Here is an 18,469-nt window from a genome sequence, read left to right on the forward strand (position 1 = left end):
TGCCCTCATGAAAGTGCTGATCTCCACCGATATCGAAGGCGTGGCGGGTGTCTATCACCCCGAGCAGGCGCGGCAAGGCAATCCCGAATATGAGCGAGCGCGGCTGCTGATGGCGCAGGAAGCCAATGCGGCGATCGCGGGGGCCTTCGATGCGGGGGCCAACGAAGTGCTGGTGAACGACTCGCACGGGGGGTTTCGCAACATGCCGCCCGATGTGCTCGATCCGCGGGCTCGCGTGGTGCAGGGGAAGCCGCGCTATCTGAGCATGGTGGCGGGGGTGGAGGAAGACGGGGTCGAAGCGGTCTGCATGGTGGGCTACCACTCGCGGGCGCAAGGGCGCGGGATTCTGGCGCACACGATCAACAGCTTTGCGTTTGCGGGTGTCTCTCTTGGGGGGCAGGAGCTGGGTGAGGCTGGGCTTTATGGGGCGCTGGCGGGGGAATATGGGGTGCCGGTGGTGATGGGCAGTGGGGACGATGTGTTCATTGCCGAGAACCGTGGCTTGTTTCCTCAGGCTGTGTTCGTGGAGACGAAGAGGGCTACGGGAAATACCAGTGGGGTTTCGTTGTCGCCTGAGAAGTCGCGTGAGGCGATTCGGCGGGGGTTCGAGTCGCGCTGTCTTCGCGGGTCAAGGTTGCTCCGCTGGTGTTCGAAGGGCCGCAGACTGTGACGCTGAGGGCGCAGACTGCGGCGCTGGCGGATCTGTTTTGCCAGTGGCCGGGGTTTGAGCGGGTCGATGGGGTGACTCTTCGGTTTGTGGCTGCAGATGTCGAGAGTGCGGTTCGGATGTTGAACTGCTGTTCTGCGATGTCTTCGATGTTGCGGTGAGATCTGAGCGTTCTTTTTTTTGCTTAGGCCGTAGGCCGGGTCTCGCCCCGGCGGGCGACTCACTTTTCTTGTCTCGCCAAGAAAAGTAAGCAAAAGAAGGCGACCCCACTGTCTGTGTCCCTCCGCTTCGCTGCGGGCAACCTGCGGTGCTCGGGGAAAGCGGGGGTCCGCAGAACTCGCTGCACTTCGTTCCGCTCAGACAGCTGCGGCCCTTATCCCGCTTTCCCTGCGCTCCTCGGCACAGCCAGAGGGGGGTGGATCGGGCCTTTGCTTCGCTCGGCCTGGCATAACCCTCGGGCCATCGCTGCGCTCGGCCGCGGGTACCTAACAGGCCATCGCTTCGCTCGGCATTGGTATTGCCCCTCTCCCTCTGGGAGAGGGCTGGGGTGAGGGCTCCGGGCGATGGATACCGTCAGACCCTTGATGAGGCCCGGTGCCCTCACCCTAACCCTCTCCCAGAGGGAGAGGGGACAAGACAAACACAAGGCCGAGCGAAGCGATGGCCCGCGCGACATTGCGAGGCCGAGCGAAGCGATGGCCCGACCAGCATTGCAAGGCCGAGCGAAGCAAAGGCCCGACCAGCATTGCAAGGCCGAGCGAAGCAACGGCCCGACCCACCCCCTCTGGCTGCGCCGAGGAGCGCAGCGTTTCGCGGATAAGGGCTCGCAGCTGTCTGAGCGGAACGCAGTGGAGCGAGTTCTGCGAGACCCCGCGAAACGCGAGCACCGCAGGTTGCCCGTAGCGAAGCGGAGGGTCGCAGACAGTGGGGTCGCCTTTTCTTTGGTTACTTTCTTTTGGCGAATGTATGGACCGGAGACATGGGTGACACATGTGCGAGGACATGGTGGACACATTCTGCATGGTGGTTCAGGCCTCGCGCAGGTCGATCTCGCGCAGCTTGTGGTGCACGAAGTAGACGTCATAGCAGCCCTGTCTGCCGGGCTGCTCGCGCAGCGCGATCTCGTGGTCCTTGAGTGCTGCAGACACCTTGAAGCGCTTGCTCTTGAAGCGCACCTCCCCCAGCCAGCCGACCTTCACCACCGTGTCGTTCGGGCCGTACTCGAGCGGCGGCAGCGTTCTCGGATAGGCCCTCTCGCTAGCGCGATACCGGCTCGCCGGGGTGTTCATGCCCAGCGCCTGGTGCGGGCGCTCATGGTTGTAGACATGCCTCCAGCGATCGAACTGCTGCTGCGCCTGCGCCAGATCCTGGAAGCTGCGCCCGGCCAGCAACTCCGCCTTCAGGCTGCGATGGAAGCGCTCGTCCTTGCCATTGGTCTGCGGGTGATAGGGGCTGCTGAAGCTCACCCGCACGCCCAGGCGGATCAGCCACAGCGCGAGTTCGCTGAGTTGGCCCGGCTCGCGCGGACTGCCCCAGGGCGCGCCGTTGTCCGCATTGATTCGCACCGGCAAGCCGTAGCGGGAGAAGACATCCTGCAGTTGCTCCTTCACGCTGGCCGTTTGCTGACGGGCACAGGCGCGCAGGGCCAGGTTGTAGCGGGAATGGTCGTCCAGCAGCGTCAGCGGGTGGCAGCGCCCTGCTGCGGTGGACACGTAGCCCTTGAAGTCGATCTGCCAAAGGCTGTTGGGCGCCTCGTGCTCGAAGCGCTGCCAAGCGGTGGCCGCACTGCTGGCCTGGGCGCTGATGAGGCCGTGGCGCTTGAGGATGGAGTTGACGGTGCTCGGAGCCACGCAACCCTGTCCGAGGTCACTCAGTCGCCGTGCGAGCTTGCGTGCGCCCCAGGCGGGGTGCTGCTGGCGCAGCGAGACGATGGATTGTTGAAGCTCGGGCGAGGTCTCGCCAGGACTGTGGTGCGGGCGTCGACTGGCATCGCCCAGGCCGGCGGCACCCAACGTGGCGCTGCGTGCGAGCCATTTGTAGCCGGTCTGCGGGCTGATGCCGAAGCGCCGACACAGCTCGCGCCGGTTGGCACCTTCCTGGCGTGCCAGGGCAACGAACTCTTCTCTCAGGCTCATGGTGTCTCGGGTGCTCCAGGGCATGGTCGTCTTCCGATCGGGCGATATACCCAATGGTGTCCACCATGTCCTCGCACACCTGTCCACCATGTGCCCGGTCCATACAGGCGAAGCAAAAGAAAGTGACTCGCCCGCCGGGGCGAAATCCCGGCCCCTGCCTCTGCAAGAGCAGAACGCCCCCAAAGAACCCCGCCCCCTGAAACCAACTCCCCACATTCCTAAAATCCACCCTGCACCCCGCACCCGCCCTTATCCAGAATAAGCATCCAACCGCCCGCAAACCCGCATGAACACTGGCGAATAAGCTTATCCGCATAAGGCGCGAACTAAAAAATAGTTTGGTTCCATAAGGCTCGCTTTCAGAATCCAGGCTTCTTGCAGGCGCGCTGGACGCACCGCACTTCAAGACAAGACTCACGCACGATGTACCAATACACAGACTTCGACCGCCAGTTCGTTCATCAACGAGCCGCCCAATTCCGCGACCAGCTCGAGCGCTGGCAAAAGGGCCGTCTCCACGAAGACGAGTTCCGTCCCCTGCGCCTGCAGAACGGCTGGTACGTGCAGCGCTACGCCCCGATGCTGCGCGTGGCCGTGCCCTACGGCGAACTCTCGAGCCGCCAGCTGCGCGTGCTCGCGAAGATCGCCCGCGAGTACGACGAGCCCGAGGCCGAGGTCTACAAGAAGGCCATCGAGACCCAGGGCCAGCTCGGCAGCCAGAAGCTGCCCACCCACTACGCCCACTTCTCGACCCGCCAGAACGTCCAGTACAACTGGATCCCGCTCGCCAAGTCGGCCGACGTGATGGACCTGCTGGCCTCGGTCGACATGCACGGCATCCAGACCAGCGGCAACTGCATCCGCAACATCACCAGCGACGAACGCGCGGGCATCGCGATCGACGAGGTGGCCGATCCGCGCCCCTACGCCGAAATCATGCGCCAGTGGAGCACGCTGCATCCCGAGTTCGCGTTCCTGCCGCGCAAGTTCAAGATCGCGATCACGGGCGCCGACGAGGACCGCGCGGCCACGGGCTGGCATGACGTGGGCCTGAAGCTGGTGAAGAACGACGCCGGCGAGATCGGCTTCCGCGTGCAGGTCGGCGGCGGCATGGGCCGCACGCCGATCGTGGGCACGGTGCTGCGCGAGTTCCTGCCGTGGCAGCAGATCATGAACTACCTCGAGGCCGTGATCCGGGTCTACAACCGCTACGGCCGCCGCGACAACATCTACAAGGCGCGCATCAAGATCCTGGTGAAGGCCGAGGGCCAGCGCTACATCGACGACGTCGATGCCGAGTACAAGCAGATCCTCGAGCACGACGGCGCGCCGCACACCATCACGCAGGAAGAGTTCGACCGCGTGGCCGCCTCCTTCGTGCCGCCGGAACTGGCCACCCGCGTGCTGCAGAGCGCCGAGAAGACCGACGCCGAGCTGCGCGCCCATGCCGCCGAGGACGTGCAGTTCGCGCGCTGGCTCGCGCGCAACGTGGCGCCGCACAAGAACCCGGCCCTGCGCGCGGTCACGCTGTCGTTCAAGCGCCTGAAGCAGGCGCCCGGCGATGCCTCGGCCGACCAGCTCGACACGCTCGCGCAACTGGCCGACCGCTTCTCGGCCGGCGAAGCCCGCGTGACGCACGACCAGAACGTGGTGCTGCCCTGGGTACATGCCGAAGACCTGCATGCGCTGTGGCTGGCCGCCCGCGCGGCCGGCTTCGCGAGCGCCAACGTGCACCTCTTGACCGACATGATCGCCTGCCCCGGCGGCGACTTCTGCGCGCTGGCCAATGCGCGCTCGATCCCGATCGCCGAGGCGATCACCGAGCGCTACCAGGACCTCGACGAGCTCGACGACATCGGCGAGATCGACCTGCACATCAGCGGCTGCATCAACTCCTGCGGCCACCACCACAGCGGCCACATCGGCATCCTGGGCGTCGACAAGGACGGCAAGGAGTGGTACCAGGTCACGCTCGGCGGCTCCGACGGCTCGGCCCTCAGCGGCGCGCCACAGGCCGGCAAGGTGGTCGGCCCCTCGTTCTCGGCGGCCGAAGTGCCGGGCGTGATCGAGGCCGTGCTCACGACCTACCGCGACACGCGCGAGAACGGCGAGAACTTCATCGACACGCTGCGCCGCGTGGGACCCGACCCGTTCAAGGCCGCGGCCAACGGTGCGCGATTCAAGGTGGAGGAAGCAGCATGAACAAGACGCTCAACATCCTTGCGGCCGAGGAACACGTCGACGACGGCGACCCGAAAGTGCTGCAGCTGGCGAACGACGCCGATCCGCTCGCGATCGAGGTCTGCCTGTCGGACATCGAACGCATCGACCTGCACTTCCCGAAGTTCACCGACGGCCGCGCCTACAGCCAGGCCTTCCTGCTGCGCCGCCGCCTGGGCTTCAAGGGCGACATCCGCGCCACCGGCGACGTGCTGATCGACCAGCTGGTGCAGATGGAACGCACCGGCTTCTCGAGCGCCGTGCTCAAGGAAGGCGTGGACGCCTCCGACGCGCAGCGCCAGTTCGACCGCTTCTCCGCCTTCTACCAGGGCGACGCGGTGCAGACCGCGCCGCACTTCGCGGCCGGCAATTGAGTTCCCACAGCAACGCCTGATTCATCCATGAGCATCGACCTCGCACGCATCAACACCGAACTCGGCCGCAACGCCGAAGGCCTGGTGGACTGGGCCATCGGCCTGGGCCAGAACGCGATCGTCACCACCAATTTCCGGCCCTTCGAGGCTGTGATCCTGCACATGGTGACGCGCGCCAAGCGCGACGTGCCGGTGATCTGGATGGACAACGGCTACAACACCGAGGCCACCTACCGCTTCGCCGACGAGGTGACGAAGCAGCTGGGCCTGGACCTGCACATCTACCTGCCGCGCCGCTCGCGCGCGCACCGTGAGGCGGTCGACGGCCCGACGCCGGCGCTCGACGATCCGCGCCATGCCGCCTTCACCGAGGAAGTGAAGCTCGAGCCCTTCGCGCGTGCCCTGCGCGAGACGGCGCCCAAGGTCTGGTTCACCGCGCTGCGCGCCACCGACACGGCCGTGCGCGCGCAGATGGAGCCGGTCAGCATCAACTCCGACGGCCTGATCAAGGTCGCGCCGCTCCTGCACTGGTCGTCCAAGGATCTCTACACCTACTGCGAGGCGCACGGCCTGCCGAACAACTTCGACTACGTGGACCCGACCAAGGGCGAGGACAACCGCGAATGCGGCCTGCACCTCTCGCATTGAACGCCCGCTCCACCGACTCCGAATCTCCAGCGCCCCACCCGATGAACGCCCGTACCGAATCCGATCTGCTGCTGCCGCCCGCGCACCTGTCCAACACGCACCTCGATGCGCTGGAAGAAGAAACCATCTTCATCCTGCGCGAAGTGGCCGCGGCCTTCGAGCGCCCCGCGCTGCTGTTCTCGGGCGGCAAGGACTCGCTGGTGCTGCTGAAGTGCGCCGAGAAGGCCTTCGGCATCGGCCGCCTGCCCTATCCGCTCTTGATGATCGACACCGGCCACAACTTCCCCGAAGTGACCGACTACCGCGACCAGCGCGCCAAGGAACTGGGTGCCGAGCTGATCGTGCGCAGCGTCGAGGACTCGATGAAGCGCGGCACGGTGCGCCTCGCGCACCCGGGCGAATCGCGCAACGCACACCAGTCGGTGACGCTGCTCGAGGCGATCGAGGAATTCCGCTTCGACGCGCTGATCGGCGGCGCGCGCCGCGACGAGGAGAAGGCCCGCGCCAAGGAGCGCATCTTCTCGCACCGCGACAGCTTCGGCCAATGGCAGCCCAAGGACCAGCGCCCCGAGCTCTGGACCCTGTTCAACACCCGCCTGGCGCCGGGCGAGCACTTCCGCGTGTTCCCGATCTCGAACTGGACCGAACTCGACGTCTGGCAGTACATCGAGCGCGAGCACGTCGGCCTGCCCTCGATCTACTACACGCACAAGCGCGAGGTGGTGGAGCGCCGCGGCCTGCTGGTGCCGGTGACCGAACTGACCCCGCCGCGCGACGGCGAAACCGTGCAGGTGCGCGACGTGCGCTTCCGCACCGTGGGCGACATCACGACCACCTGCCCGGTCGAGAGCCTCGCGGCCGATGCGGGCGACGTGGTGCTCGAGACGCTGTCGGTCGATGTCAGCGAACGCGGCGCCACCCGGATGGACGACATGACCTCCGAAGCTTCGATGGAAAAACGCAAGAAAGACGGTTACTCTGACCCACCCCCGTCCCTCGCTCACTTCGTGTAGCTCGACTCCCCCCTCAAGGGGGCGACACCAGCGGCCCGGCAAAGCCGGTTCCGCGGTGTCTCCCGAAAGAAACCCATGACCGCCACCACGCTTCAACCCGAAATCACAGCCGACACCGGCACCGCGCTGCGCTTCATCACCTGCGGCTCGGTCGACGACGGCAAGAGCACGCTGATCGGCCGCCTGCTGGTCGACAGCAAGACCGTGCTGCAGGACCAGCTCGCTGGCGTGCAGCGCGGCGGCGAAACCGATCTCGCGCTGCTGACCGACGGCCTGTCGGCCGAGCGCGAGCAAGGCATCACGATCGACGTGGCCTACCGCTACTTCTCGACCGCCAAACGCAAGTTCATCATCGGCGACGCGCCGGGCCACGAGCAGTACACGCGCAACATGGTGACGGCCGCCTCGGCCGCCGACGCCGCCGTGGTGCTGGTCGATGCCACCAAGCTGGCCTGGGCCGCCGAGGTGGAGGACGGCACGGTCGTCAAGCGCGAGCTGCTGCCGCAGACGCGCCGCCACACGCTGCTGACGCACCTGCTGCGCGTGCAGTCGATCGTGTTCGCGGTCAACAAGCTCGACGCCATCGCCGATGCCGGCCTGGCCTTCGAACGCATCTCGGCCGCGCTCAACGCCTTCGCCGAAGCCGCGGGCGTGCAGGTGGCCGCGATCGTGCCGATCTCGGCGCTCAAGGGCTGGAACGTGGCCACGCGCCATGCCGACTGGGTCGGCTACGAGGGTCCGAGCCTGCTCGAGCTGCTCGAACAGCTGCCGGTGACGGCGCAGGACGAATCGGTGCCCTTCGCCTTCCCGGTGCAGTGGGTCGAGAAGTTCTCGTCCTCGGCCGACACCTCGCAGGGCCGCCGCGTGTTCTGGGGCCGCGTGGCCTCGGGCCATGTCGAGCCGGGCCAGCGCGTGACCGTGCTGCCGAGCAACCAGACGGCCACCGTGGCCCAGGTGCTGAGCCACGCGCGCCAGCCGAAGACCGTGCATGCGGGCCACAGCGCCGGCATCGTGCTCGACCGCGAGGTCGACGTGTCGCGCGGCGACTGGCTGCTGGCGCCCGAGGCCTTCGAGCCGGTGCGCGAGATCACCGCCACAGTGGCCTGGCTCGACGACGAGCCGCTGGTCGCGGGCCGCGTCTACTGGGCGCTTCAGGGGCACCGCTGGGTCAAGGCCAAGGTCGCGCGCATCGTCGACCGGATCAACATCACGACGCTCGAATCCGAGCCCGCAACCCAGCTCGAGGCCAATGCCATCGGCGACGTGGTGCTGGCGCTGCAGCAGCCGCTGGCGGTGCTGCCGTTCACGCGCTCGCGCACGCTGGGCTCGCTGGTGCTGGTCGATACGGCCTCGCATCGCACCTCCGCGGCCGTGCTCGTGCAGCCGAGCGCCGCAAAGGCCTAAAATCAAGGGTTTTTCCCGACCACAGAACGCATACAACGCCAAATGACCCACGTCGTCTCCGAAGCCTGCATCCGTTGCAAATACACCGACTGCGTGGACGTTTGCCCCGTCGACTGCTTCCGCGAAGGTCCCAACATGCTGGTGATCGACCCGGACGAATGCATCGATTGCGCGGTCTGCATCCCCGAGTGCCCGGCCAACGCGATCTTCGCCGAGGAAGACCTGCCGGCCGACCAGATCGCCTTCATCAAGCTCAATGCCGAGCTGGCCCAGGCCGACGGCTGGAAGAGCATCACCAAGCGCAAGCCCGCCCTGCCCGACGCCGACGAGTGGAAGGACAAGGCCGGCAAGATCTCGGAGCTGGTGCGCTGAGCCAGTCCCCCGCCCCCATCGAGACCGACGCCCTGATCATCGGCGCCGGCCCGGTGGGGCTGTTCCAGGCCTTCCAGCTCGGCCTGCTCGAGATCTCCTGCCACATCGTCGATGCGCTGCCCGCCGCGGGCGGCCAGTGCGTGGCGCTGTACGGCCACAAGCCGATCTATGACATTCCCGGCACCCCGGTGACCAGCGGGCGCGAGCTCGCGCAGTCGCTGTTGGCGCAGGTGGCGCCGTTCGAGCCGGTCTTCCATTTCGGCGAGCAGGTCGCCACGCTCGAGCGCCAGGCCGACCAGCGGCTGCTGCTGGGCACCTCGGCCGGCCACCGCTTCCTCGCGAAGACGGTGTTCATCGCGGCCGGCGTCGGCGCCTTCGTGCCCAAGCGCATCGCGCTGGAAGACATCGGCCGCTTCGAGGGCCAATCGCTGTTCTATCACCCCGATTCGCTCGACCGCTTCGCGGGGCAAGCCGTGGTGGTCAACGGCGGTGACGACACGGCGCTCGAAACCGCGATCGCGCTGACGGCCATCGCCAGGCAGGTCACGCTGGTGCACCGGCGCGACGGCTTCCAGGCCGACGAGGCCACGGTGGCCGCGATGCGCGCGCTGGTGGCCGAGGGCCGGCTGGGCTTCCAGGTCGGCCAGCCCAGCGGCTTCGACGGCCACGTGCTGCGCATCGCCACGCCCGATGCCAGCACGGTCGAGCTGCCGCTCGACGCGCTGGTCGCCTGCCTCGGCATCTCGCCGCGCCTCGGGCCGATCGCCGACTGGGGCTTCGAGCTCGAGCGCAAGCAGGTGCCGGTCGACACCGAGAAGTACCAGACGCGCGAAGCCGGCGTGTTCGCGGTCGGCGACATCAACACCTACCCGGGCAAGAAGAAGCTGATCGTCTGCGGCTTCCATGAGGCCACGCTGGCCGCCTGGGGCGCCGCGGCCCTGGTGTTCCCGGGCAAGGCGATCCCGCTGCAGTACACGACCACCAGCACCCGGCTGCACGAGCTGCTGGGCGTGGCCGGCAAGGCCTGAGCCGCGTTCAGCCCAGCGCGGGCAACAACGCGCGGTACTCGGCGATGAAGCCGCCGATAGCCCCCACGTAGCGCTCGATGTCGGCGTCGCCGAGCGGCAGCGACAGCACCACGAAACCGCGCGGCGAGGTGTAGATGCCCGCGTTCAGCAGGTGGAAGAACAGCAGCTGGCGCAGCCGCCCGTCGACCGCCGCGAGATCGGCCACGCGCCGCACCTCGCCCTGCAGGAAATGCGCGTTCATCAGCGAGCCCACGCCCGTGAACTGCAGCGCCACGCCCTCCTTCGCGCCCAGCGCGTTGAGCCGCGCGCGCAGCGCCTCGCCGCGCTCGGCCAGCGCGCCGGCCGCCTCGGGCGTGAACAGCTGCGTGAGGCCCGCCTGGCCGGCCGCCATGGTCATCACGTTGTTGTTGAAGGTGCCCGAGTGCGCGAGCGCGCCGGTGCGCGGGTCGAACTGCGCCATCACGTCGGCGCGACCGCCGAAGGCGCCGAAGGACATGCCGCCGCCGATGTACTTGCCCAGCGTCGTGAGGTCGGCGCGGATGCCCAGCTGGTTGGCCAGGCCGCGCGGGCCCAGGCGCGAGGTCATGACCTCGTCGAAGATCAGCAGCGCGCCGGCCGCCGTGGCCGCCTCGCGCAGCGCCTGCAGGAAATCGGCCTGCCCCGGGATGCAGCCGGCCGCGCCCTGCATCGGCTCGACCAGCACGGCCGCGATCTGCGAGGCCTGCTCGGCGATGCGGGCGCGCGCCGTCTCGGCGTCGTTGTAGGGCAGCACGAGGAAGTCGAAGGGCACGGTGGTGGGCAAGGGCTGGTCGCCGAAGCCCAGCACGCCGCCGTGGTAGCCGCCCGAGAACACCACGATGCGGCGCCGCCCCGTGAAGTGCAGCGCGGCCGTGAGCGCCATCAGGTTGGCCTCGGTGCCCGAGTTGGTGAAGCGCAGCTGCTCGACCTGCGGGAAGCGCTCGCGGATGGTCCGCGCCAGCCGGCCCTCGAGCAGGTTGTGGCCCGTGAGGTTGACGCCGCCCTGCATCGCCTCGATCACGGCCTCGCGGATCTCGGGCGCCGAGTGACCGTAGACCCCGGCCGTGTACTCGGCGATGAAGTCGACATAGCGGTGGCCGTCGGCGTCCCACAGCGCAGCCCCCTCGCCGCGCGCGATGGTCAGCGGGAACGGCGCGTAGAACAGCACCGAGCGCGTGTTGCCGCCGGGCATGGACTCGGCATTCGGCCTCGAACTGGCGCCGGCTGGCGGGGTTGGCCTCGATAAAGCGGCGGTGCGCCTCGGCCAGGGCGTGGTCGATGGGGGCAAGGGTCATGGCGGCTCCTGGAAAGGGTGGGACGGCTGGAATTGGCGCTCGGCTCAGCATTAATTGTTCTATGCTCAATTTTCCGATGTTTATACAATCAATTCACCGACTGAACAATGGCACCCACCCGATGACCACCGCGCGCAAGAAAGCCGCCCCCCCGCCCCGCACCGCCGGCCGCCCCGCGGGCGGCGCCGCGCTGACCAGGGGCCGGATCGCCGAGGTCGCGCTGGCGCTGATCGACGAGGCCGGCCTCGGCGCCTTCAGCCTGCGCGAAGTGGCGGCGCGGCTCGGCGTCTATCCGGCCACGGTGCACTGGCACGTGAGCTCGCGCGAGGCGCTGCTGGCCGAGGTCGCGGCCGCGGTCATGGCCGACGTGGCGCCGCCCGCCGATGCCACTCAGCCGGACTGGCAGGCCTGGATCGCCGAGCTGTTCCGCCGCTGCCGCGCGGCCGTGCGGCGCCATCCCAACGTCGCGCAGCTGCTGGGCGCGCAGCTGGTGTCCAACGGCAGCCTGCCGACCGCGCTGGTCGAGGGCGTGCTCACGGCGCTGACCGAGGCCGGCTTCGAGGGCGAGCCGCTGCGCGAGGCCTACAACTGCACGATCGCGGCGATGCTGGGCTTCCTCACGATGGAGTTCTCGCCGCTGCCCTCGGACAACACGCAGACCTGGGCCGAGGAGCTGCGCGAACGCGTCCACACCATCCGCCCGCTCGACCACCCGGTGCTCTCGCGCAACCTGCCGCTGCTGGCCAACCGCGCCTTCATCGTGCGCTGGGACAACGGCAGCACCGTGCCGCTCGACAGCAGCTTCGAGCGCCATGTCCAGATGACCATCGACGGCCTCGAGGCCTTCGCGCGGCGCGTCAGGCCGACGTAGGCACGGGCATCGGCACCGCATCGGCCTCGCGCCCGATGCGCAGCAGCGCGTCCTTGAGCCACAGCACGCCGGCGTCGGAATTCGAGCGCCGGTTCCAGCACACGACCGAGCGGTAGCCCTGCAGCTCGAAGGGCAGCGGATGCACCGCGAGCAGCGCGTCGAAGCGCGCGGCCACGCGCAGCGGCATCACCGCCACGTGGTCGGTCTGCGCCAGCAGGTCGACGATCTGGCCGAAGCTGGTCATGGCCACGCTCATGCTGCGCTGGCGGCCCTGGCGCGCGAGCACCTGGTCGATCAGGTCGTCGAGCGCCGAGCTGCCGTAGCCCAGGAACACATGCGGCGCGGCGCAGAAGTCGTCGAGCGAGGCGGCCTCGCCCAGGGTCGGATGGCCGCGGCGCACCGCGACCACGTAGCGGTCCTCGTAGAGCAGCGCCGATTCGCAGTCGCTCGGCGGCTGCAGCCGCGGCAGCACGGCGACGTCGAAGTCGCCCTTGCGCAGCCGCTCGGTCAGCGTGAGGAAGGAACTGGTCTCCCAGTACAGCCGCACGCGCGAGCCGCAGGCCACGAGCTCGTTGGCCAGCCGCGGCAGCAGCAGGTGGCTCGCGTAGTCGCCGCCCGAGATGCGGAAGATGCGCTGCGAATGCTCGGGCTGGAAGCGGTCGTCGGGCTCGAGCATGGCCGACAGGTCGGCCAGCACGCGCTCGACCTGGCCCGCGAGCGCGGTGGCGCGCGCGGTCGGCTGCACGCCGTGCGCGGTGCGCGTGAACAGCGGGTCGTCGAAGGTCTCGCGCAGCCGGTTGAGCGAGGCGCTCACCGCGGGCTGGCTCAGGAACAGGCGCGTTGCCGCGCGCGACACGCTGCGCTCGCGCATCAGCGCATCGAAGGTCCGCAGCATGCCGACATCGAGGCTGCGGATATCACGTCGGGCCATATCTCATATCCAAAGCTTCGAATTGCCCGGGGCACGGGCGGTACTTATCGTCGGGCCCACAAGTACAGCACGACCTGGAGACACGATGAATCCGTTGCGACCCCAGCCGACGCGCCGACGCGCGCTCGGCCTTCTCGGCGCCGTCATGGCCGGCGCCGCCGGCCCGGCCTTCGCGCAGGCGAGCCCACCCAGCTTTCCCACCCGCGTGGTGCGCATCATCCCCTTCGGCTCGGGCGGCGGGCCGATGGACTCGATCGCGCGCATCTACGCCGACAAGCTCAAGGCGCGCTGGAACCAGCCGGTGATCGTCGAACCCCGGCCCGGCGCGAGCGGCACCATCGCGGCCGACGCGGTCGCCAAGGCGGCACCCGACGGCTACACGGTGCTGCTGACGCTGCCGCTCACGCACATCAACAACGTGGTGCTGCAGCCGCGCCTGCCCTACGACCCGGTGAGGGACTTCGAGCCGCTGTCGCAGCTCGCGACCGGCGGGCCGATGCTGATCGCGCGCGCCTCGGCGCCGTTCTCGAACGTGCGCGAGTTCGTCGCCTACGCCAAGGCGCACCGCGGCATCAGCTACGGCACCTGGGGCAACGGCTCGAACGCTCACCTGTTCGGCGAGCTGCTCGCGCGCCAGGCCGGCATCGACCTGATCCACGTGCCCTACAAGGCCGAGGCGGCCGCGCACAACGACCTGTTCGGCGAGGCGCTGGGCGTGGCCTGGGCCAACCCGGCCACCGCGCGCGGGCTGGCGCAGGCCGGCCGCATCAAGGTGCTGGGCATCACGGGCCGGCGCCGCGTGCGCTCGATGCCCGAGGTGCCGACCTTCGCCGAGCAGGGCTTCGCGGGCTTCGACCTCGACAGCTGGATCGGCGTCTACGCGCCCGCGAAAACGCCGCAGCCCATGATCGACGAATGGGTCGCCGCGCTGCAGGCGGTCACGCGCCAGCCCGACGTGCAGGAGCGGCTGGCCGGCTTCGGCTTCGAGCCGCTGGGCAGCACGCCGGCCGAGTTCCGCGCCGGCCAGAAAGCCGATTTCCCCCGTGTCGCGGACCTGATCAAGGCCGCAGGAGTCACCCCCGAATGAGCACCGTCCTTCCCTCCTCCTCTTCCTCTTCTCCAGCCGCTGCCGAATGGCAGCCGGTCGCGTTCGACACCGGCACCGCCTACGGCCGCAAGCCGCCGAGCCACAAGGCCGAGCTGACCGAGGTCGGCGCCGGCACGCCAATCGGCGAGCTGCTGCGGCGCTACTGGCATCCGATCGGGCTGGCCGCCGATGCCACCGACACGCCGCGCCAGGTGCGCGTGCTCGGCGAGGACCTGATCCTGTTCCGCGACAAGAGCGGCCGGCCCGGCCTGGTGCACTGGCGCTGCGCCCACCGCGGCGCCTCGCTCTACTACGGCCGCGTGGAGGAAGGCGGCATCCGCTGCTGCTACCACGGCTGGATGTTCGACGTGCAGGGCCACTGCGTCGACCAGCCCTGCGAGCCCGACGGCGGCGCGCGCACCCGCGGCCGCGTGCGCCAGCCCTGGTACCCGGTCGAGGAGCGCTACGGCCTGGTCTGGGCCTACCTCGGCCCGGCCGAGAAGAAGCCGGTGCTGCCGCGCTACGACTGCCTGGAGGTGCTCGACGAGGGCGAGACGCTCGAGGCCGACGACAACAGCATCGGCGGCGGCGGGCCGCGGATCGTTCCCTGCAACTGGCTGCAGCACTACGAGAACGTGGCCGACCCCTTCCACGTGCCGGTGCTGCACGGCAGCTTCAGCGGCACCCAGTTCGTGGCGCTGATGGGCCAGATGCCCGAGGTGAACTTCGAGAGCACCGAGACCGGCGTGATGATCACCTCGATCCGCCGCCTCGAGGACGGCCGCGTGTTCCGCCGCGTGGCCGGGCCGGTGCTGCCGACCCTGCGCGTGGTGCCGAACCCGCGCGTGGCGGCCTATGGCCGGGTCGAGTCGATCGGCTGGGTGCTGCCGATCGACGACCACAGCTTCCGCATCTACACCGTGGGCCGGGTGAAGGAGCCCGGCGATCTCGCGCGGGTGCGCTCGCGCCTCAACGGCAAGCTGTGGGAAGAACTCAGCGAGGAGGAGCACCGCCGCTTTCCCGGCGACTACGAGGCCCAGGTGAGCCAGGGCGCGATCACCGCGCATTCGGAGGAGCACTTGGCGAGTTCCGACCGCGGCATCGTGATGCTGCGCCGGCTGCTGCAGCGCCAGCTCGACGCGCTGCGCGAAGGCCGCGACCCGGCCGGCGTGAGCTTCGACGCCGACGCGCCGCCGGTGCGCTTCGAGGCCGGCAACTTCCTGCAGGGCGAATGAGCGCGGCCGTCGAACGCATCGCGGTGCGCGTCGCGCGCAAGACGATCGAGGCCGAAGGCATCGCGGGCTTCCGGCTCGAGGCCGCCGACGGCGGCGCGCTGCCGCCCTTCGAGGCCGGCGCGCACATCGAAGTGCTGCTGCCCGGTGGCCTGGTGCGGCCCTACTCGCTGTGCAACCCGCCCGCGCAGGCGCCCGGCCACTACGAGATCGGCGTGCTGCGCGAGGCGGCATCGCGCGGCGGCTCACGCGCGCTGCACGAGGCGGTGACCGAGGGCACGCTGCTGCAGGTCGGCGCACCGCGCAATCTGTTCGCGCTCGACGAAGCGGCTGGCCACAGCCTGCTGCTGGCCGGCGGCATCGGCATCACGCCGCTGCTCGCGATGGCGCACCGGCTCGCAGCGCTGGGCCGCGACTTCGCGCTGCACTGCTGCAGCCGCAGCGCGCCACGTGCGGCGTATCGTGCGCGGCTGCGGGCGGAGACCTTCGCCGACCGGGTCTTCTTCCACGACGACGATGGCCCGCCCGCGCAACGCATCGACCTGGCCGCCACCATCGGCGCGCCGGTGCCAGGGCGCCATCTCTACGTCTGCGGGCCGAACGGCTTCATCGAAGCGGTGCGCGCCACCGCCTGCGCGCTCGGCTGGCCCGAGGAGCGCGTGCATTTCGAATGCTTCACGGGCGCGCCGCCGCCCGTCGAGCAGGCCGGAAGCTTCGAGGTGCAGCTGCGCAGCAGCGGCCGCGTGGTGCGCGTGCCGGCCGCGCTCAGCGTGGTGGACGCGCTCGCGGCCGAGGGCATCGAGATCCCGGTGTCCTGCGCCCAGGGCGTCTGCGGCACCTGCCTCACGCGCGTGCTCGAGGGCGAGATCGCGCACCACGACCTCTTCCTCACGCCCGCCGAGCAGGCCGCCAACGACCAGTTCCTGCCCTGCTGCTCGCGCGCGCGTTCGCCGCGGCTGGTGCTCGATCTCTAGGGCGCTTCTTTCTCCTCGAGCAGTTCGTGCAGCACCATGCGCGTCTGCCGGCCGCGCAGCGTCACCTGCTCCTCGATGCGGCGCGTGGGCAGCCGCCCCGCGAGCCCCTCGTGCGTGGTGTCGGACATCAGCGTGCGCGTGCCCAGGTCCTTGTTGCTGCCCTCGATACGGCTCGCGGCGTTGATCACGTCGCCGAGCGCGGTGTAGGAGAGCCGGTCGCTGGACCCGAGCACGCCGGCGATCACCACGCCGGTGTGCATGCCGATGCGCGTGTGGAAGGGCTGCAGCCCCTCGGCCTGCCAGCGGCGGTTGAGCTCGGCCATCTCGGCATGCAGCTCGAGCGCGGCCAGGCAGGCGCGGTACTCGGCATCGGGCAGCTCGAGCGGCGCGCCCCACAGCACCATGATGCCGTCGCCCATGTACTTGTCGACCACGCCGCCATGGCGCGCGAACACGCGCTGCGCGAGGTTGAAGTACTCGGTGAGCTGGCGCACCAGCAGGTCGGCCGGCAGCGATTCGGCGATGCTGGTGAAGCCCTCGACGTCGGTGAACATGGCGGTGATGCGGCGCGGCGAACCGCCGGGTGCCAGCGCATGGCCCTCGGCGACGAGCTGGCGGATCAGGTGCACCGGCACGAACTTGCTGAAGGCCCGCAGGCTGCGCGCGGAGTCGTCGAGCGCCTGGTTCAGGTGCTGGATCTCGAGCACGCGGCTTTGCTGCTGCGGCAGATCGTCGAGCTCGAGCCGGCCGATGCGGCGCGCGGTGTGCGACAGCTTCTCGATCGGCGCGGTCACCAGCTTCGACAGCCGCAGCGAGACGAAGAGCGCGAACACCAGGAAGGCCAGGGTCAGCAGCAGGCCCCAGCGCACCAGGCGCTCCACGCCGGCGAGCAGCACCGATTCGGGCTCCCAGCTGATCAGTTCCCAGCCCGTGGGGCCGATGCGCGAGGACTCGACCCGGTAGCGCTCGCCCGCGTGGGTGACGACGAAATTCTCGTCCTCCACGTTCTCCGAGATGCCGTGCGCCAGCATGTACGCATGCACCGCGCCGAGCACGCCGCCCTCGGGCAGGCGCAGTTCGCGCACGGGATCGGGATGGTCGCTGCGCGCGAGCACGTGGTGGTCGTCGCTCAACAGCACGCTCTCGCCGGGGCCGCGGCTGCCGAACTGGCGCACCAGCGTCGACAGGTGGCCCAGCGACAGGTGGCCGACCACCACCAGCGACTGCGGCGTGTGCCCCTCGTCGTCGAGCCGCTCGGCCGGCTGGGCGTAGCTCACGCCGAGTTCCTCGCCGTCGTCGAAACGGAACGGCGGCGTCCACACCGGCGCCTTCCGCGCCAGCGCCTCGCGGAACCAGGCGCGCTCGGTGGCGTCGTGGTCGCTGCGGAAGGACTCGATGCGCGTGGTCGCGAAGCGCTGGCGCGGATCGCCGCCCTCGACGTCGAACGGACGTTTGTATTCCCAGGTCTCGGTGCTGAAGGCCGGATCGCGCACCACCTGGCGGATCGCCGACACCGGGTAGCGCTCGGCCATCAGCAGGTGGCCGTCGTCGCTGGCCACGCCGAGGCTGTCGAGCTCGGTCGCTTCCTCGAGCAGGGTCCACAGCAGCTCGGCGCTGCGCTCGCCGTCCTCGCCCAGCGGATGCAGGCTCGGCGACTCGCCGACGGCGTGCACCACCGCCTGGGTCTTGGCCAGGAAGGCCAGCACGTTGTCCTCGATGCGGTCGTGGTGGACCTTGTGCGCCGACTCCCCGATGCGCGACACCAGCCGCTGCGCCCCCCAGTAGCCCAGCGCCACCAGCAGCAGCGACTGCACCAGCGCGACGGCGCAGATGATGGTGCCGACATCGACCCGGAAGCGCCGCATGCGGCTGGCGGCCGGGGGTGGCCGGCCGGCTTCCGTGGGGGCCGCGGATGGAGCAGCGTCTGCCATGTGATTCCCTTCCTGCGCGCTCGTGCGCGCCCGCGTTCGTTGTGGCGCGGATTGTCCCGGACTTCGCGGAATGCCCCCGGTACGCCGCGACAGGCCTAAAATGGCGGCTCGCTAGGGGGTGTTGGGTCGGCTTGCCGACCCGGCTGAGAAAGTCCCTTTGAACCTGATTGAGGTAATCCTCGCGCAGGGAAGCTGGTCCGGCGGCCTGTCACGTTCTCTCGCGTGCCGGCCGTGCCGCTGGAGCCTCGCCCACCTGCCAAACCTTTTGC

At 69.3% G+C, this 18,469-nt stretch carries 14 protein-coding genes, 2 pseudogenes and 1 riboswitch; of the genes and pseudogenes, 12 read left to right on the top strand and 4 right to left on the bottom strand.

The genetic code is table 11. The features are described from left to right. Window positions 1-7 precede the first annotated feature (7 nt). A pseudogene (locus tag ACHMXE_RS29040) lies at window positions 8-828 on the top strand (M55 family metallopeptidase). 867 nt (window positions 829-1,695) lie between these two features. Here the strand turns inward: ACHMXE_RS29040 and ACHMXE_RS29045 are convergent. Next, window positions 1,696-2,826, bottom strand: a complete 1,131-nt coding sequence (locus ACHMXE_RS29045; RefSeq protein ID WP_395346795.1) for an IS481 family transposase — start codon at window positions 2,824-2,826, stop codon at window positions 1,696-1,698. A gap of 399 nt (window positions 2,827-3,225) precedes the next feature. Between ACHMXE_RS29045 and ACHMXE_RS29050 the strand changes: the two genes are divergently transcribed. From ACHMXE_RS29050 to ACHMXE_RS29080, 7 genes are all read left to right on the top strand, one after another. Then, complete coding sequence (locus ACHMXE_RS29050; RefSeq protein WP_395347649.1) at window positions 3,226-5,004, top strand: nitrite/sulfite reductase; 1,779 nt, start codon at window positions 3,226-3,228, stop codon at window positions 5,002-5,004. After that, window positions 5,001-5,396 carry a DUF934 domain-containing protein gene (locus ACHMXE_RS29055; protein ID WP_057596678.1) on the top strand — a complete coding sequence of 132 codons (396 nt, stop codon included), beginning with the start codon at window positions 5,001-5,003 and terminating at the stop codon, window positions 5,394-5,396. The genes ACHMXE_RS29050 and ACHMXE_RS29055 overlap by 4 nt, the downstream gene beginning before the upstream one ends. A 27-nt stretch (window positions 5,397-5,423) precedes the next feature. Then, the gene (locus tag ACHMXE_RS29060) at window positions 5,424-6,044 is read left to right on the top strand and encodes a phosphoadenosine phosphosulfate reductase family protein (protein WP_395347650.1); all 621 of its coding nucleotides are present in this window, start codon (window positions 5,424-5,426) and stop codon (window positions 6,042-6,044) included. 41 nt (window positions 6,045-6,085) lie between these two features. Further along, complete coding sequence (cysD, locus tag ACHMXE_RS29065; RefSeq protein ID WP_395347652.1) at window positions 6,086-7,057, top strand: sulfate adenylyltransferase subunit CysD; 972 nt, start codon at window positions 6,086-6,088, stop codon at window positions 7,055-7,057. Window positions 7,058-7,132: 75 nt separating this feature from the next. Beyond that, window positions 7,133-8,461, top strand: coding sequence for a sulfate adenylyltransferase subunit 1 (locus tag ACHMXE_RS29070; protein ID WP_395347653.1), 1,329 nt, complete (start codon window positions 7,133-7,135; stop codon window positions 8,459-8,461). Window positions 8,462-8,503: 42 nt separating this feature from the next. Next, window positions 8,504-8,833 carry a ferredoxin FdxA gene (gene fdxA / locus ACHMXE_RS29075; RefSeq protein ID WP_203205793.1) on the top strand — a complete coding sequence of 110 codons (330 nt, stop codon included), beginning with the start codon at window positions 8,504-8,506 and terminating at the stop codon, window positions 8,831-8,833. After that, window positions 8,791-9,861, top strand: a complete 1,071-nt coding sequence (locus ACHMXE_RS29080) for an NAD(P)/FAD-dependent oxidoreductase (protein WP_395347654.1) — start codon at window positions 8,791-8,793, stop codon at window positions 9,859-9,861. The genes fdxA and ACHMXE_RS29080 overlap by 43 nt, the downstream gene beginning before the upstream one ends. A 7-nt stretch (window positions 9,862-9,868) precedes the next feature. Here ACHMXE_RS29080 and ACHMXE_RS29085 read toward each other — a convergent pair. Further along, window positions 9,869-11,174 (bottom strand): annotated as a pseudogene (locus tag ACHMXE_RS29085) (aspartate aminotransferase family protein). Window positions 11,175-11,295: 121 nt separating this feature from the next. On the opposite strand from ACHMXE_RS29085, the gene ACHMXE_RS29090 reads away from it, so the two are divergent. Further along, on the top strand, window positions 11,296-12,045 hold the full coding sequence (locus ACHMXE_RS29090) for a TetR/AcrR family transcriptional regulator (RefSeq protein ID WP_395347655.1): 750 nt from the start codon (window positions 11,296-11,298) through the stop codon (window positions 12,043-12,045). On the opposite strand, the gene ACHMXE_RS29095 is transcribed toward ACHMXE_RS29090, so the two are convergent. Then, a complete protein-coding gene (locus ACHMXE_RS29095; RefSeq protein WP_208509285.1) occupies window positions 12,032-12,976 on the bottom strand; it encodes a LysR family transcriptional regulator in 945 nt (314 codons plus the stop codon). The two genes, ACHMXE_RS29090 and ACHMXE_RS29095, sit on opposite strands and share 14 nt — an antisense overlap. 85 nt (window positions 12,977-13,061) lie before the next feature. Between ACHMXE_RS29095 and ACHMXE_RS29100 the strand changes: the two genes are divergently transcribed. The 3 genes from ACHMXE_RS29100 to ACHMXE_RS29110 are packed head-to-tail and all read left to right on the top strand — an operon-like array spanning window position 13,062 to window position 16,269. Beyond that, complete coding sequence (locus ACHMXE_RS29100; protein ID WP_395347656.1) at window positions 13,062-14,063, top strand: Bug family tripartite tricarboxylate transporter substrate binding protein; 1,002 nt, start codon at window positions 13,062-13,064, stop codon at window positions 14,061-14,063. After that, a complete protein-coding gene (locus tag ACHMXE_RS29105) occupies window positions 14,060-15,298 on the top strand; it encodes a Rieske 2Fe-2S domain-containing protein (protein ID WP_395347657.1) in 1,239 nt (412 codons plus the stop codon). The genes ACHMXE_RS29100 and ACHMXE_RS29105 overlap by 4 nt, the downstream gene beginning before the upstream one ends. Next, a complete protein-coding gene (locus tag ACHMXE_RS29110) occupies window positions 15,295-16,269 on the top strand; it encodes a PDR/VanB family oxidoreductase (protein ID WP_395347658.1) in 975 nt (324 codons plus the stop codon). The genes ACHMXE_RS29105 and ACHMXE_RS29110 overlap by 4 nt, the downstream gene beginning before the upstream one ends. Here ACHMXE_RS29110 and ACHMXE_RS29115 read toward each other — a convergent pair. Beyond that, a complete protein-coding gene (locus ACHMXE_RS29115; protein ID WP_395347659.1) occupies window positions 16,266-18,200 on the bottom strand; it encodes an adenylate/guanylate cyclase domain-containing protein in 1,935 nt (644 codons plus the stop codon). The two genes, ACHMXE_RS29110 and ACHMXE_RS29115, sit on opposite strands and share 4 nt — an antisense overlap. 104 nt (window positions 18,201-18,304) lie before the next feature. Next, a riboswitch (TPP riboswitch) is annotated at window positions 18,305-18,407 on the top strand. Window positions 18,408-18,469 lie beyond the last annotated feature (62 nt).

Source organism: Variovorax sp. UC122_21, assembly GCF_044056785.1.
GTDB lineage: Bacteria > Pseudomonadota > Gammaproteobacteria > Burkholderiales > Burkholderiaceae_C > Variovorax.

What these genes read in the sequence shown, in the direction of transcription:
- ACHMXE_RS29045 (WP_395346795.1), bottom strand. Translation starts at nt 2,826, where the DNA reads ATGCCCTGGAGCACCCGAGACACCATGAGCCTGAGAGAAGAGTTCGTT.
- ACHMXE_RS29050 (WP_395347649.1), top strand. Translation starts at nt 3,226, where the DNA reads ATGTACCAATACACAGACTTCGACCGCCAGTTCGTTCATCAACGAGCC.
- ACHMXE_RS29055 (WP_057596678.1), top strand. Translation starts at nt 5,001, where the DNA reads ATGAACAAGACGCTCAACATCCTTGCGGCCGAGGAACACGTCGACGAC.
- ACHMXE_RS29060 (WP_395347650.1), top strand. Translation starts at nt 5,424, where the DNA reads ATGAGCATCGACCTCGCACGCATCAACACCGAACTCGGCCGCAACGCC.
- cysD (WP_395347652.1), top strand. Translation starts at nt 6,086, where the DNA reads ATGAACGCCCGTACCGAATCCGATCTGCTGCTGCCGCCCGCGCACCTG.
- ACHMXE_RS29070 (WP_395347653.1), top strand. Translation starts at nt 7,133, where the DNA reads ATGACCGCCACCACGCTTCAACCCGAAATCACAGCCGACACCGGCACC.
- fdxA (WP_203205793.1), top strand. Translation starts at nt 8,504, where the DNA reads ATGACCCACGTCGTCTCCGAAGCCTGCATCCGTTGCAAATACACCGAC.
- ACHMXE_RS29090 (WP_395347655.1), top strand. Translation starts at nt 11,296, where the DNA reads ATGACCACCGCGCGCAAGAAAGCCGCCCCCCCGCCCCGCACCGCCGGC.
- ACHMXE_RS29095 (WP_208509285.1), bottom strand. Translation starts at nt 12,976, where the DNA reads ATGGCCCGACGTGATATCCGCAGCCTCGATGTCGGCATGCTGCGGACC.
- ACHMXE_RS29100 (WP_395347656.1), top strand. Translation starts at nt 13,062, where the DNA reads ATGAATCCGTTGCGACCCCAGCCGACGCGCCGACGCGCGCTCGGCCTT.
- ACHMXE_RS29105 (WP_395347657.1), top strand. Translation starts at nt 14,060, where the DNA reads ATGAGCACCGTCCTTCCCTCCTCCTCTTCCTCTTCTCCAGCCGCTGCC.
- ACHMXE_RS29110 (WP_395347658.1), top strand. Translation starts at nt 15,295, where the DNA reads ATGAGCGCGGCCGTCGAACGCATCGCGGTGCGCGTCGCGCGCAAGACG.
- ACHMXE_RS29115 (WP_395347659.1), bottom strand. Translation starts at nt 18,200, where the DNA reads ATGGCAGACGCTGCTCCATCCGCGGCCCCCACGGAAGCCGGCCGGCCA.